Origin of the sequence: Corynebacterium pelargi (assembly GCF_014635485.1) — a bacterium.
Classification (GTDB): Bacteria; Actinomycetota; Actinomycetes; order Mycobacteriales; family Mycobacteriaceae; genus Corynebacterium; species Corynebacterium pelargi.
Window position 1 is genome coordinate 558,706 of sequence record NZ_BMCX01000001.1, and the last position, 14,597, is coordinate 573,302.

The following is a 14,597-nucleotide window of genomic DNA, read 5'->3' on the forward strand; positions in this document are numbered from 1 at the left end:
TGATCTAAGGCTCAGCACGACGGCGATCGCAGCACCTTCATAGCAAGGCTTGTTCTAAGCGATCGCCGTTTTTGCCCACTTCCCTACCCTGCAGAAAGCTATTCTGAAATCACTATGAGCACTCGACTAAAGCAAGGCCGCTTACCCGAACAAATCCAGCGCAAACTCCTTCGCCTCTGCGCTAATACCCATACCCCGCACCGTGAGGAGCAGGAGCGCTATTCAGTTCGCTCTGCGTTTAGCGGCGAGGAAATCGCGTATGTCTACACCGGCGATGAGCGCGACGTGGACTTCGCCTTCGATCGCGCCCGCCAGGCGCAGCGCACCTGGGCTGCAACCCCGGTGAAACAGCGCCAGGCCATCTTCAAGGATTTCCATGATCGTGTGCTCCGCGAGCGCGAATACCTCATGGACGTCGTGCAGTTGGAAACCGGCAAGAATCGCCTCTCCGCCCTCGACGAAGTCCTCGACGTAGCCAGCAATGCACGCTTTTATGCCAACCAGGCTGGACGTCTGCTCGCCGATCACAGCAACTCGGGCGCATTTCCGCTAGTAACCAAGAACGTGGTGCAGCGCGCACCGAAGGGCGTGGTTGGCCAAATCAGCCCCTGGAATTACCCCCTAGCACTGGGTATTTCCGATGCCATCCCTGCCCTCTTGGCGGGCAATGCGGTAGTGGCCAAGCCGGACTGGAATACCCCATTTTCCGCACTGGCTGTTATCCATTTGCTCTACGAATCCGGCCTGCCCCGCGACCTCTTCCAGGTGGTCACCGGATCCGGACAAGTCGTTGGCGCTGCCATTGCAGAGCGCTGCGATTACCTGATGTTTACAGGCTCCACCGCTACCGGCCGCATTCTTGGCAAGACCGCAGGTGAGCGTCTGATTGGCTACTCCGCTGAGCTTGGTGGCAAAAACCCCATGATCATCAGCGCCGATGCCGACTTGGATCGCGTGGTGCGTGAAGCACCCAGCGCCTGTTTTTCCAACTCCGGCCAATTGTGCGTCTCCATCGAGCGCATTTACGTCGAAGCCGAGGTCTACGACACGTTCACTCGCCGCTTCGCTGAGGCAGTCAAGCAAATGCGCCTTGGTGCAGGCTTCGACTGGGATATCGAGATGGGCTCGCTGATCAACCAAGATCAGCTTGATCGTGTGAGCGAATTCGTCGACGATGCCGTAGAAAAGGGCGCCACGGTGCTGGCCGGCGCCAAGGCTCGTCCCGATCTTGGCCCCTACTTCTACGAGCCCACCGTGTTGGTAGACGTGCCAGAAGACGCCAAGCTGCGCACCCAAGAAGTCTTTGGCCCTGTGGTGTTCATTGAAAAGGTCGCCAACCTCGACGAGGCCGTGGCACTTGCCAACGACACTGATTACGGCCTGAACGCCTGCGTGTTTGCATCCTCTGACACCGGCTGGGATGTAGCCAGCCGCATTCAATCAGGTGGCGTGGGCATTAACGACGGCTACGCCGCCACCTGGGCATCGGTGGCATCGCCTCTTGGCGGCATGAAGCAATCCGGTATGGGACGCCGCCACGGCGACGAGGGCTTATTAAAGTACACCGAGGCCCGCAACGTTGCAGAACAGCGCGTGATTTCCATCCGCGGCCCCAAGGGCCTTTCGCGCAAGGCCTATGCCGCAGTGATGTCGAATGCACTGCTGCTGGGCAAGAAGCTGCGCTTCCTGCCATAAACAACGCCCTAGCAGGTGAAGACAGAACAAAGCCGGGTATCCCCGAAAGGGGATACCCGGCTTTGAAGCGTCGAAAAGCTTAAGCCTGAGCCTCTGCGCGCTTGAAGGCACGCTCTGCAATCGGCACCATGCGAACCTTGCGCGGCAGGACCGAGAAGATTGCGCGAACGGTGCGGTAGAAAGCCTTGAAACGGCGCTCATCGCTTTGAGTCCAGCTCCAGCCGAACTCGTCGCGGAGGTTCTGCGGCAGCAAACCAGTGGTCACCCACACCAGCAGGCGTGCAGCGTAGGGAGACACCGGCTTCCACAGCCACTTCGGAATCCAAGGCAGCGGCGGATCCATATCCAGCACGCGCACGATGCGGGAACGCTCGAAGGTTTCGGTCTGGTGGAGGTTGTTCTGGAAGAAGTCCTCCACATAGGCCTCGAACTCGGGGTAGTTCGTGGGCGCATTCTTCGGCTCAGCCACACCGTAGTAGGAATACCAGGTGCGAGACTCCTGGAAGAGCTGCTCCTTTTCGGCATCGCTTAACGCCGGGCTGAACTTGCCGGCAAGCACATAGGGCATGAGCAAGAAGGTGGCGTGCGCCCAATAGAACGCCTCGGGGTTCATCGAGTGATAGCGGGTGCCGTCTTCGTGGGTGCCCTTGATGTTGCGGTGGAAGTCGCGGATCATCGCACCGGGCTCATCGCCTTCATAAACCGTGCGAACAATCGGGAAGGCGGAGCGCACGAGGCGACCAACTTCGTTATCAAAGAAGTTCGAGTGCTGGATCAGCGCACGGCTGACATCCTTCTGGGTAACCTGCAACACGCCGGCGTACACCGCAGAAAACAGGGAGCGCCAATCGCCAAAACGCTGCCACAGGATGGAATCCGGGCCGAGCTTGGGCAGGTTGTCTGCTTCACCCTGAGCCAGGTAGGTATCGGCCTCTTCGTCATGGACCACTTGTTTGGTGTGTGCTTCGGTCATGGTGGCTTAGGCCCCCTTCTTGGATGAGGAACGCTGTGCGCGCTCGGGTTTCTTTTGCAAGTGCTGGCGAGGAGTAAACACGTGGGAACGCTCGCTAAAGGTGCTGACCGCATTCTTTACCTTCGCCCTGGTCGGCGCGGTGGCAAGCCAGTAGGTCACGTCCACCTGGAGCGCACCGGGGCCGTGGACCTCAAGCTGACGCACCCAACGCTGCGCGGCATCGGCTTTGGCCTCCACAATGTCGAGCGGGTAGCCAAAGAAGCCGGCCGGAGCAGGTTCTTCGGCGTCGACGACCAAGATATTTGGAATGCCGATCGGCTCCATGGACTGGTGGAGGTGGGCACCCGGGAGGTCAAAGCTGCGGCCATTCGGGCCGGTGACCTCGCCAATATCCGAGTTGCCGGTTGCCACGATGATCACATCGGCAATGACCTGCTCATCGTCATTGGAGGCAGCGGCCTGGTTGCTGGGTTCGGTGCTGAGGATCCACTGTGCGCGCTCTTTATCAAAGCTGGCGCCAGTGACGCGGGTATTGAGCGCCACGCGTGGCTTTGCAAACTCCACTGCCTTTTCCAGGTGCTCGCAGGCAGATGCTGCGCTGCCGCTAAAGCGGTGATGCTTGAGGTTGCCCTTGCGGAATCCGAATTTCTTCGGTGGTTGGGCGGGGTTATCGGCTGCGTAGCGGCCACCAATGCGTGATTGTTCGTCGATGAGCAGCGTGTCGAAACCGATGAGCTGGCATTCGGCGGCTGCCGCGACACCGGCGGCACCGGCGCCAACCACAGCAACGACTGGCCTTCTATATTCCAGTTGAGTCATTGGGGTTCCTTATGTTGTAGATACTTGCTATGTAGTTCGGAAATATGCCCTGCGCATCACAGCCGAATAGCTTCGAGAATGCGCGGCCTTAAAGAAGCTTCGATTGGCCCACCGCCTATCCGTTTCCGGCTTCGCGTCCACCGGGAAGCATCGGCAAAGGTACGAGCTGTTCAGGCGATAGCGGCAGCGGTACCAGCGGGGCAGGATCCTCCGCGGGAGGCTGCGCACCTGGCAGTGGAGGAATCACCTCGGACACATCGGGCAGCAGGTCTAGCGGCGAGCTACCGGAGGATCCTGAAGATCCATCGCTTGAGCCGCGCTCCCCTGCGCCGATCCCTGGCATGCTCGAACCGAATCGGCCAGGTGCCGAAGGTTCCTGTGCAGAAGCAGCCACCGTCAGGCCGGGCGCGTCGAGGGAATCACCGAATACGCCATAGGCATCGAGGTGCACATTGCGCAGGCTTACGTGCTGCATCAAAGGATCAGGCAGGTCGACTGGTGGAAAGCCCAATGCCAGAAGCTGCTCGGTAACGAAGTCGATATTGCCCTCCGCGTCAACGGTGATGGGAATAGTCGGCGCACCTGCGATGGTCGGAGTTGCGGTAAGCGTGCGTGTGAGCAGCACCGCCGGGGATCCATAGAGTTTTGCAATTGTGCCGGGCGCGGTGGTGAGGTACCCCACTCCCCCTTGGGTGCCTGGTAGCTCAAGCGCAATATTGTCCACGGTGATCTCATTGCCGCTGAGCCGGATCATCTTTTTCGGCCCCATTTGCGTGGGCACTTCCACCACCGCGGCTTGGACATTGCCAATCACAGAGACTTCGCTGGCAGTCACCACGCTGGTACGCCCAACGAGATCGCCCTGTGCAGTTTGAGCCACGGCCGGTGGCTGCGCGCTGCTGAGCACGAAGCCGAGAGCAGCAACCGCCAAGAGTGTGCTTAACAGGCCGCCGCCGCGGACGATGGGCGAGCGTTGGTCGCCAGGTTGCTCAACCGCACCTTCCGGCTCGCTTGCTGCTTGTTCGGTGACGACCGGCTGCGCCGCTGCCTGCTTTTTGGCTTCCTTTTTGGCGCGTCGTGCTTGCTTACGCTTGCTCTTCGGCTCGCCTTCTTCCCATGCCAGGGTGAGCGCACCACCGACGATGCCTAAGAGGGCGCCAAGGATAAAGCCACCAAAATTCGATGTCGGCAGCGATACCACTGCGGCTGCAATGCCCAGAGCACCAAGGTAGGGAGCGGTTGCGGGACGAGTCCAGGCACCGATACCAAACATGATCAACAGCAGACCAAGCATCAGTGTGGATACTCCGGAGATTGCGGAAATCACCACGAGGAGGTCTTTAATGCGAAGCGAAAGGTATGCCGGCGCCAGAATCACCGCACCGGAGCAGACCATCAGCAGCCCGCCCATGAAGGGGCGATGGCGCTTCCATTGCTTAAAGCGGGCAAGAAAGCTTTGGCTTTGAGCTTTTCGACGTTCCCGGCGCGCTTGTTTTTCTTCCGCCTTGGTTGGAGTGATGGCGGCGGTGTCGTGTACCGCGGGAGTGACGGCGGTGTCGGCCGGAGGGGTGTTATTGCTTTCCGCAGACATTATCCGAACCTCGTTCCACCGTCACCGTGGCGTTTCGCACGGTGAGCGTATTTGCCGCTACCGAGGTGGCATCGATATTGCGCGCTTGCACATCGATGTCATCAGAGACCAAACCCCAGGAGTTCGGCGGCGCATCGGGGTTGCGCTGGCTGGTGTCTACACCCAACTGTGGGTTGGACAAGGTGAGGTCACCTTGGAGCACTCGCGCGCCCACAACGAGGTTTTCGCCATCAACGGAGTTCTGACCTGCAGATTCCAGCTTGAAGCTCACGTTGCCCACTCCGGGGATATCAGGAAGTTTGGCCGAAACGCACAAATCGGAAGCGGTCACGGTGCCGAAGCGAAGACGCGATACCGGTTCGGTATTTCCTTCTTGGCCGAGGGTTTCGCGGTCGACGAAGAGGGAGAAGTCCTGGCCATCGGCGTCGCCGATTGTCACCTTAAAGATGGTGCCCGATAATGCGAGGTTGGCGCTGAGCCCGCCTTGGGCCATTGCCACACCGGCGCCACCGGCCGCTACAAATCCCACGGTCAAAGCCGTTAAAAGCTTCCATGTCCGCGTATAACCCACTGGAACTCCTTGAAGGTTTGCTCTCCCCTAGCCTTGGCGAATCACTCGCGAAGCCGGGAACGTTGTCATTTCGCACTTCACCCCCGCCGTGCGTGTTGCGATGGAGGGGGCATCACAATGTCTGTGGCACAGAACACTACCTGGGAGGGCTATAGGCTGGAACACCTAGATTAAAAATCGAAGTGACGAGCACCTTAATTCCGATAACTTTGTGCAGCACGCACAAAGGGAATAGTCTGTTTTATTGATGGTGTCGCCAGCTATTTCATGATCGGAGCTCCTTCATGCAGGCCAAACCTAGGAAGATGTTGTATAACGGCTTAGCTAAACATGCCCCTGAGCTGGCCTCGGAGATCGCGCAGCAAACGCGCGAGGAACAACCGGATTTATTTACACCGGAATTCTATGAAGTAATGCTGAAGAGCACAAGGGCTAATATCGACCTCTTTACCGAATACATCGGCTCCGATGGTGACCGAAGGACGATCCGCCCAGGCTCCACCTTGCAGCAAATGGCACGCACCATGGCAGCCAGGGGCATGCCCCTTTCCACGCTGATCATGCTCTTTCACAGCGCACACAACATCGTCGAACATAAGCTACTGCAATTAACCCAAGAGCTTTTTAAGGATCACTCTGCCGAAGAGGTACTGGAAATCCTTGAAGATCTTCGCATTCTTACCAATAGCTATGTGCGTACCCGCGCTAATCAACTATCGGTGATCTACACCGAGGAAGCCGCGAGGCTGAAAACCCCTGGCGACCCGGGCCTGCTTTCTGAGACGCAGCGGGTGCTGCGCGATCCGACGAATGCAACAAAGATTGGTCGCTATAACCTCCGCGGCAGCCACATTTCCTTTCAATTGTGGAGCGCTTCTTCGGCAGGGCCTTCCACTGAAGCGCTTTACCGAGTAGCTCGAGCCATTAGCAAGCAGCTTGGCGGCCAGGGTGAACCGCTGATTGTGTATTCCTCTTCCCTGCTGATTTGGGGCTGGTGCCACGTGGATGAACAGCCTGGTGTTCCCGGCCGTTTGATTGATGCAGACACCAAAGCCCTGGCGAAGCTGCTTCCCGACCACGTTGGCCTCTCGGTAGCCTCTCGCAGCTCCGGCGCCCATGGTTTTAGAGACTCCCACTTCCAGGCAGAGCGTCTGAGGAAAGTCGCTGAACGACGAGACGATCCCAAAAAGCCGGTGGTCACTGCCAGGATCGATGGCGCTTTAACGGCCGCGGCGTTTGTAGATCGCCTACCTCTGGCAAAGCGCTTGGTTTCCAGTGCGCTCGGGGAACTTGCCGAGGCCAATGACTACAACATGGTGATCCTCGAAACAGCGAGGAATTATCTACGCCATGGCATTGCAGGCGCAGCAACCTCGATGGTGGCGCACCGCAATACGGTGAAATACCGAGTGGATAAATTCAAAGATGTGGTTGGCGAGGAAGCCTCCACCTCATCGGATGTGCACACCGCACTCGAACTTGTTCACTGGTTTGGCGATCAGGTTCTGAAAAAAGAAAAGGTATAAGCAAAAGTGCCCGGCCTCCCCTTCTTGTTCAGGGGGCCGGGCACTTTTAGTTATTTGGCTTCGTCAGCGATTAGTCGTTGACGTAGAAGGTTTGCTTGTTCACAAACTCATCCAGAGCCAGGGTGGAGAGCTCGCGGCCGAAGCCGGAGTTCTTGATGCCACCGAAGGGCAAGGCGGCGCTGAAAGCCTGACCCAGGTTCACGTGGATCATGCCGGTTTCAACCTGCGATGCCACACGCTTTGCGCGCTCCTCGTCGGTGGAGAAGACTGCGCCGCCAAGACCGTAGTGGGAGTCGTTGGCAAGGGCGATTGCCTCTTCCTCGGAGTCCACGGAGTAGATCTCTGCGATGGGGCCGAAGAACTCCTCGTAGAAGGACTCGGAGCCAACTGGCACGTCGGTGAGCACGGCGGGGCTGAAGTATGCACCCTTTTCGTCCAACTCACCACCGGTGCGCAGGTTCGCACCAGCGGCAACTGCACGCTTGACTTGGTCGTCAAGGTTTTCAGCAGCCTGACGCGAGGACACGGGGTAGTACTCGTTCTCGCCGGGCTCGAGGGGGTTACCGCGCTTGTAGGACTCTGCAATGCGAACCATCTCGTCGACGAACTCGTCGTAGATATCGCTCATGACGATGATGCGCTTATTCGAGGTACATGCCTGGCCAACGTTCTCGATGCGCTTCTCCCAAGCATCGGCAGCAGCCTGCTTGATGTCATCGCTGTCGAGGATGATGTAGGCGTCGGTGCCGCCGAGCTCAAGCACGCACTTCTTCAGTGCCTTACCAGCCTGGGCTGCAACAGCAGAACCTGCGCGCTCGGAACCGGTGAGCGACACACCCTGGATGCGGGGATCCTCGATGATGGTGCTGATCTGATCGTGGGAAGCGTAGACGTTGATGAAGCAACCCTCGGGCAGACCGGCCTCTTCAAAGATATCGGCGATGGCTGCAGAAGACTTCGGGCAGATCTCGGCGTGCTTAAGAATCACCGTGTTGCCGTTCATCAAGTTCGGGCCGGCGAAGCGAGCTACCTGGTAGAAGGGGTAGTTCCACGGCATGATGCCGAGCAGCGGGCCGAGTGGCAGACGGCGCATGATGGCCTTGCCGCCCTCGACGCCTTCGATCGGGGTATCTGCGTTGTGCTCTTCTGCACGGTCGGCATAGAACTGGATAATGTCTGCGGCGAAGTTGATCTCCCACTCGCCGGCCGGGGTGGGCTTGCCCATCTCCTCGGCAGCGATCTTGGCTAGCTCTGCACGACGCTCACGCAGGAGGTCAGCAGCGCGGTTGAGGATCTCGGCGCGCTCGGCATAGGAGGTCTTTGCCCAAGACTTGAAAGCCTCGGCGGAAGCTGCCAGCACATCCTGGATCTGCTGATCAGTTGCGGTTTCGAATTCCTCCACAACCTCGTTGTTGACGGGGTTTTGCACACGGTAGGTAAGAGACATAGTGATCTATGTTCCTTTCTCTTGTTTTGAAGTGATGTTGGTTGTCTAAGGGATCTCGCTTGCTTGGGGCCGATTCCTCGACCCGAAGCTAGTGGGTGCGAGCGTGGCCCGCATCCAGTGATTAGCTCGCGGTGCTTGCCGTCTTCACGCCATCATCCTGCTTGAGGTAGGAGGCTTCCGGATCGAGCAAGTCCTTGAGCATCTGCTCATTGTTTTTGATCTCTTCATCCAAAGCCTCTTGGTTTGCACGAAGCAGATCGAAACGTTGCTGCACCGTTGGCACCGACATCTCCAAGATGGGTTGCATGTTCGTTGTGGCAATGCCATACGCTTCAGCAGGCCCATCACCGTGAATGATACGCACATGTGCCTCAGTCCACTCCTTGAGTGAATCTTCCGGCAGGCCAGTGATGGCATGAGCGTTCACCACGAAGCCGTGCATGAGTGCGTCTACCAGCGCCTGAGAGTTCTCATTGGGTTCGCCATCAATCTCGTGAACAGCATCGAGATAGGGCTGAGTGCTCTCAATATCATCCAGCGGCTCGATCAGATCGCTGGGGATACCGACCATGCGGCCGACAACCTTCCACAGGTAGAAGGCGTCGCGCTGCTCTTCTTGGCTGAGCTTCCAGCCCATCTTCTCGAGTCCCGCATAGGGGATGATGGTGAAGTCCAGCCAGGTGCGCAGCATGTCGAACTCATTGATCGGTGAGCCCCAGTCGCTGTAGTCGAAGCCGCGCTTGTTGTGCACACGACGCACATGCGCGTGCATCGCACGAACCATGCCCGTGTGGTAGAAACCTAGGCCGCCTGGCTGTAGGCCGTCGGTGAGGTACAGCGAGTAGGTCCAGTTGGTGGTGTAGGCCAGGCGCTTGACGGCGCCGACGGTGAGTTCGCCGGTATTGACCAACACATCAGCAATGGAGGGCGTGGAGTAGGTGTGTACCAGCGAGCCCGGTCCAAGCGCGATACCGTGAGCCAGCGGCGGGATGGACAGGTACACCCTGCGACCGCGTTCGAGCTGTTCCTCGTCGATGCCCTCGAGGGCCTTTTTCATGTCGTCGATCAGTGCAGCCACCTCGGGGAAGGTGTTCTCATCTGCGTGACCACGCTGCAGCGCCTCACGCAGATTCGGCATGATCTCGCGCACGGAGTGATCGGAGGCGAAAATTGCGTCTGCCACCGGATCCATTGCCCAGAAGGCTTCTTGGTAGCGCTGTGCCAGCTCCTCGCCGTGAGCCTTTGCAAACTCCTGTTGGCTACCGCGCTTTGGGGGCCAAGTATTTGGTTGATTCATTGCATGCTCCGATTCTTCAGGTGGTGTGCTTAGTGCTTTGAAACTTCAGATTCATCGTGAAGCGCGTAGGTGACGTCCACCTTCAGCTTGTTCTCGCGAATATGCTTTTCTTGCACTTCCAGAATGTCCATCCACGGTGGCTTACCGTCGTGGGCCTTGCGGATCTTGCGCTCCTCGGCACCGGGTAGTTGATCCTTGATGCGGTACGCGAGGGCCTCAGCCTTTGCCTTTGCGGTAAAGGCCTTGGCGATGAGCTTGATCTTTGCGTCCTCCCACTTGGTGCCGCGCACCATGTAGCGGGTGTCGTGCTCGCCGATGATGGTAGACAGCGCCGCAAGCACGTTGACCGGGAGTTTCTCGTCGAGCTCTTCCAATACGCCCATGAGCGCATTGGCAATCTGGACGCGATAGCTCGAGCTCATTCCGCCGTTGGCGTAAATGAAGTCGGTCATCTTTCGCATCTCGTCGCCGGTCTTGGGAATGATGCGCTCTTCTGCGCCCATCATGTAGAGCACGTATGCCCAGTACATGGCCACATCGTCCCATTCCTGACCGGAGTGAGGGCGGCCGAAGAATTCATCCACTGCGATCGGCATGAGGGCGAACCAGCCCTCGCCGGAGACGAGGAAGCTTGAACCGATGGGGCGACCATAAGTGTTGTAGTGCTCAGGACCCCACAAACGCTCCAGGCCACGGTTGGCCTGTGCGTGGGCGATGCGCACGCGCACCGCTGCCTTCAGGCCGGGGCTATAGCGATCAAATACGTCATCGCGCCCAAGGTCGACGAAGAACTTGACGGTTTCCAGCACACGCTGCATGGCCTGGTTTTCAAACATGGCCGTTTCAGCGGTGGCGGCGGAGGTACGGTCTTCCATCGCGGTGGCCCAGTACGCAAAGGCAATGGACAGCAGCTCCGCGCTTGGGGTGACGTTGTAGTAGGCAACGCGGCCGCGCTCTGCTGCCTCAAGGTCGATCCAGGACGGGATATTGTCGATTTGCTTAAAGAGTTCGACGAGTTCCGGCTCGGGATTTTCAACCTTGTCAATGCCCTGGTTCAATGCGATTTCGAAGTCCGCACGACCTTTTTGTGCACCAACACGTTTAAACATCTCGGCAACGGCTGCGCCTTGCTCATCGGTTTGCCACATGTGGTCGTCGAGCAGGAGCGTTTGAGGATTGTTGTAGCTCCAGTCGTCTTTGACGTCATGCCAACGGTCAAAGAGGTTGTGGCGCAACGTGCTCCACGATGGTTTCTCGGTGCGTCGTTCAGGCGCGGGGCGAAGGGGCATGCCATCGCGGTAGAAGTAGCGATAATCCTCGTAGGGATTTTCCGAACGAGGAAGCACTTCCAGGTTGTATGGTGCAGTCACTTTGTCCTCCTAGGGGAAGAAGCTGCAGTGGAAATGGAGTAAAGTTTGGGATCAGGACGCTGTGCGTGATTGGGATCCTAAGTAATCTGACTTTGTAACTCAGATCATATTCCGAAGTTTAATCTAGCTCACACTTCGCTGCAATGATTCTTCGATGATTGCCAAAAATGGGCCGGAAAAACAGCAAATGAGTTGCAAGCTTTGGAAGATTCCCACAAACACACCGCTAGCTATCAAGCACTTTGCACAAAGGATGCGCCATGAAAGTGACTGTTTCTCAGATCCAACACACCGGCGATATCGCCATTATGAGCCTGCAGCCAAAAAGTGGCACCACACTTGCGCCATATGAACCAGGGGCACATATCGATATCACCCTTGACCAGGGCATTATCCGCCAATATTCCCTATGTTCCGCGGATAGCAATGAATACCGCATTGCGGTGAAATTAGAGCCCGATTCCCGTGGCGGTTCGAAAGCGCTGCACCAGATCAAGGTCGGTGAAGAACTCGAGATTTCCGAGCCACGGAATAATTTCGAATTGGATTATCACGCAAGCTTCTATGTGTTGATCGCAGCCGGAGTGGGCATTGCGCCGATTTATTCCATGGCACGGTCACTCAAAGCCCGAGGCGCGAAGTACACCCTGTTATATTTCGCCCGCAGCGAAGAGCAGGCAGCATTCTTTGATGAATTAGCGCAGGAACACCAGGATGCGCTTATTCCGGTGTTTGGAAGCGGTAGGCGCGATGTACAGCCTGCGCTTTATCGACGTTTACTCAGCCAAAGCCCGGACGACACAGCCGTCTATGTCTGTGGCCCGACTGGGTTTATGGATACCGCACGATCTGTGGCTGCTGAGTTCTTGGCAAAAGAACGTATTCACTATGAAGCCTTTGAGGCCGACCCTGAGGTGCTTCACCGTGGTGAAACCTTGTCATTTGTGGTGAAATTCGAAGGCGAAACATATGAGATTCCCGCTGATCAGAGCGTGTTATCGGTGTTTGACGCCGAAGATATTCCCGTCCTTTCTTCCTGCGAAGAAGGAACCTGTGGCAACTGCGTGATGAGGGTGGTAGGCGGCGAACCCCTCCATCGCGATTCTGTGCTGAGCGATCAGCAACATAAAGACGGATATTTTGCCACCTGCGTATCGAGGGCCACCTCCCCCGAACTGCATCTAGAAAGAATTAATCGCAGGCGCTAGGCACCCGATTGCGGTGGTTGCAAGCAAGCAGCCACCGCATCAAATTCATATTGTGCACGTTCGTATTGTGAACAGCATTTAGGCAATGCGAATGCCCCGGCGTCGAAAAGCTCGACCCGGGGTATATCGCAACAGGTGCTACAACTCGATGCCTGCCTCAAGCATCTTGGCTACATAGCCTGTGTTGAATTCACCTGAACGGAACTGCTCACTATCAAGCAAGGTGGCCTGGAAGGGAGCGGTGGTAACGACATCGCCCACGTCCATCTCATCGATGGCACGAAGCATGCGCGCAATGGCCTCATCCCTGGTTTCAGCCCACACAATGAGCTTGCCCACCATGGAGTCGTAGAAGGGCGGAATGGTGTACCCAGCCTCAATGTGGGTATCCATGCGCACTCCAAAACCACCCGGCTGGCGGAAGTGCTCGATCTTGCCGGGACGCGGCGCAAAGTTCTGCGTGGGATCCTCAGCATTAATACGGCACTCGATGGCGTGGCCGTTGATCTGCACATCTTCCTGGGTGTGGCGAAGCTTCTGGCCAGAAGCAATACGAAGCTGCTCCTGGATGAGATCCACACCGGTGACCATCTCGGTGACGGGGTGCTCCACCTGGATGCGAGTATTCATCTCAATGAAGTAATACTTGCGCTCAATATTGTCGAAGACGAACTCGATGGTGCCAGCGTTGCGATAGCCAACCTCTTTACACAGGTTGATCGCTGCCTCTTCGAGGCCTGCACGCAGCTCCTCGTCGATGGCTGGTGAAGGAGCCTCTTCGATCAGCTTCTGATTACGACGCTGAGAGGTACAGTCGCGCTCTCCAAGGGCGACGACGTTTTCACCGTCGGCAAGCACCTGGATCTCGATGTGGCGGATATCGGTGAGATAGCGCTCGATATATACCGAGGGATCGTTGAAGGCGGTTTGGGCCTCCGACATGATCTCTTTGAGGTCCTTTTCCAAGGTCTCTTCGCTATTAACCACGCGCATACCGCGTCCACCACCACCGGCTGCGGCCTTGATCAGCAAGGGGAAGCCAGTCTCCTTGGCAATCTGCAGGGCCTCTTCAGGCTCAGACACAACTCCGTCTGAACCAGGGACCGTGGGCACGCCGGCCTTCTTGGCGATCTTCTTTGCCTGAATCTTGTCGCCCATAAGCGCGATGTGCTCAGCGGCGGGACCGACGAAGGTGATGCCTTCTTCTTCCACCATCTTGACAAAGTCGGCCTTCTCAGAAAGGAAGCCATAGCCGGGGTGGATGGCTTCTGCACCAAAGGCCATGGCAGCAGAAAGAATCAGTTCTGGGCTGTTGTAGCTCTTGGCAGCATTGGCCGGGCCGATGCACACCGCCTTATCAGCGAGCTTGACCGGTAGGGAGTCACGGTCGCCCTCCGAGTAGGCGAGGATGCTTTTAATCCCCAGCTCTTTGCATGCGCGGATGATGCGCAGCGCGATCTCGCCACGGTTGGCAATCAGCACGCTATTGAGTAATTCGGTCATGGTTGCTCTTTTCCTTCGATAACGATGGCACGAGGGCCTCGCACGAACACGAGGCCCAACGCTTAATTACTTCGGATCGATCACCATGAGCGGCTGGCCGTGCTCAACAGCGTCTTCGTTTTCAACCAGGATCTCGGTCACGGTGCCTGCCACCTTGGCCTCGATGTTGTTCATCAGCTTCATAACCTCAACGATGCACAGCACCTGGCCTACCTCAACCTCATCGCCAACCTTGACGAAGGCCGGAGCACCAGGCTGCGGAGCAGCATAGAAGGTACCCACCATGGGCGACTTCACTACTTCCCCATCACCGCTTGGTGCCTGAGCTTCAGCGGAGGGCTGGGGCTCAGCAGGAGCCGGAGCCTTTTCAGGCTGCGCGGGAGCTTCCTCGGCAGCAGGAGCAGGTGCGGGAGCCTCTGCAGGCGCAGGAGGTGCAGGAGGAGCAGCAGGTGCCGGTGCCTGGTTCAGTCCACCGGGGGTACGAGACATGGCGAGTTCAATATCGCCGTGCTTGACCTTGAGCTCTTGAATGTCGTCAGCGAGGTTGACCCACTTGAGCAGGGCTTTGAGTTCTTGGAGGTTGGTGGTCTCAGACAT

General features: G+C 57.6%; 12 protein-coding genes. 3 read left to right on the forward strand and 9 right to left on the reverse strand.

The features are described from left to right. Window positions 1–114: 114 nt before the first annotated feature. Window positions 115–1,695 (forward strand): succinic semialdehyde dehydrogenase, encoded by a 1,581-nt coding sequence (locus IEU99_RS02485; protein ID WP_128889480.1) that lies wholly within the window; start codon window positions 115–117, stop codon window positions 1,693–1,695. Window positions 1,696–1,774: 79 nt separating this feature from the next. Here IEU99_RS02485 and IEU99_RS02490 read toward each other — a convergent pair whose 3' ends face one another. The 4 genes from IEU99_RS02490 to IEU99_RS02505 all read right to left on the reverse strand — a co-directional run bounded on the left by IEU99_RS02490 (window position 1,775) and on the right by IEU99_RS02505 (window position 5,607). Continuing rightward, the gene (locus IEU99_RS02490) at window positions 1,775–2,668 is read right to left on the reverse strand and encodes an oxygenase MpaB family protein (RefSeq protein WP_128889479.1); all 894 of its coding nucleotides are present in this window, start codon (window positions 2,666–2,668) and stop codon (window positions 1,775–1,777) included. Between the two features lie 6 nt (window positions 2,669–2,674). After that, window positions 2,675–3,487 carry an NAD(P)-binding protein gene (locus tag IEU99_RS02495; protein WP_128889478.1) on the reverse strand — a complete coding sequence of 271 codons (813 nt, stop codon included), beginning with the start codon at window positions 3,485–3,487 and terminating at the stop codon, window positions 2,675–2,677. Window positions 3,488–3,602: 115 nt separating this feature from the next. Continuing rightward, window positions 3,603–5,078, reverse strand: a complete 1,476-nt coding sequence (locus IEU99_RS02500) for a DUF6114 domain-containing protein (protein WP_128889477.1) — start codon at window positions 5,076–5,078, stop codon at window positions 3,603–3,605. Continuing rightward, window positions 5,059–5,607, reverse strand: coding sequence for a DUF6230 family protein (locus tag IEU99_RS02505; RefSeq protein WP_229718344.1), 549 nt, complete (start codon window positions 5,605–5,607; stop codon window positions 5,059–5,061). Before IEU99_RS02505 ends, IEU99_RS02500 begins: the two co-directional genes overlap by 20 nt. A gap of 326 nt (window positions 5,608–5,933) precedes the next feature. On the opposite strand from IEU99_RS02505, the gene IEU99_RS02510 reads away from it, so the two are divergent. Further along, window positions 5,934–7,175, forward strand: coding sequence for an RsbRD N-terminal domain-containing protein (locus IEU99_RS02510; RefSeq protein WP_128889476.1), 1,242 nt, complete (start codon window positions 5,934–5,936; stop codon window positions 7,173–7,175). 70 nt (window positions 7,176–7,245) lie between these two features. Here IEU99_RS02510 and IEU99_RS02515 read toward each other — a convergent pair whose 3' ends face one another. The 3 genes from IEU99_RS02515 to IEU99_RS02525 all read right to left on the reverse strand — a co-directional run bounded on the left by IEU99_RS02515 (window position 7,246) and on the right by IEU99_RS02525 (window position 11,289). Beyond that, on the reverse strand, window positions 7,246–8,622 hold the full coding sequence (locus IEU99_RS02515; protein WP_128889475.1) for an NAD-dependent succinate-semialdehyde dehydrogenase: 1,377 nt from the start codon (window positions 8,620–8,622) through the stop codon (window positions 7,246–7,248). A 121-nt stretch (window positions 8,623–8,743) separates the two neighbouring features. Continuing rightward, a complete protein-coding gene (locus IEU99_RS02520; RefSeq protein WP_128889474.1) occupies window positions 8,744–9,919 on the reverse strand; it encodes an oxygenase MpaB family protein in 1,176 nt (391 codons plus the stop codon). A 29-nt stretch (window positions 9,920–9,948) separates the two neighbouring features. Beyond that, on the reverse strand, window positions 9,949–11,289 hold the full coding sequence (locus IEU99_RS02525) for an oxygenase MpaB family protein (protein ID WP_229718345.1): 1,341 nt from the start codon (window positions 11,287–11,289) through the stop codon (window positions 9,949–9,951). 260 nt (window positions 11,290–11,549) lie between these two features. Here IEU99_RS02525 and IEU99_RS02530 point away from each other — a divergent pair, with 260 nt between their 5' ends. Next, the gene (locus IEU99_RS02530; RefSeq protein ID WP_128889473.1) at window positions 11,550–12,497 is read left to right on the forward strand and encodes a PDR/VanB family oxidoreductase; all 948 of its coding nucleotides are present in this window, start codon (window positions 11,550–11,552) and stop codon (window positions 12,495–12,497) included. A gap of 138 nt (window positions 12,498–12,635) precedes the next feature. Here IEU99_RS02530 and accC read toward each other — a convergent pair whose 3' ends face one another. Continuing rightward, window positions 12,636–14,000 (reverse strand): acetyl-CoA carboxylase biotin carboxylase subunit, encoded by a 1,365-nt coding sequence (gene accC / locus IEU99_RS02535; RefSeq protein ID WP_128889472.1) that lies wholly within the window; start codon window positions 13,998–14,000, stop codon window positions 12,636–12,638. 66 nt (window positions 14,001–14,066) lie between these two features. Then, the gene (gene accB / locus IEU99_RS02540; RefSeq protein WP_128889471.1) at window positions 14,067–14,597 is read right to left on the reverse strand and encodes an acetyl-CoA carboxylase biotin carboxyl carrier protein; all 531 of its coding nucleotides are present in this window, start codon (window positions 14,595–14,597) and stop codon (window positions 14,067–14,069) included.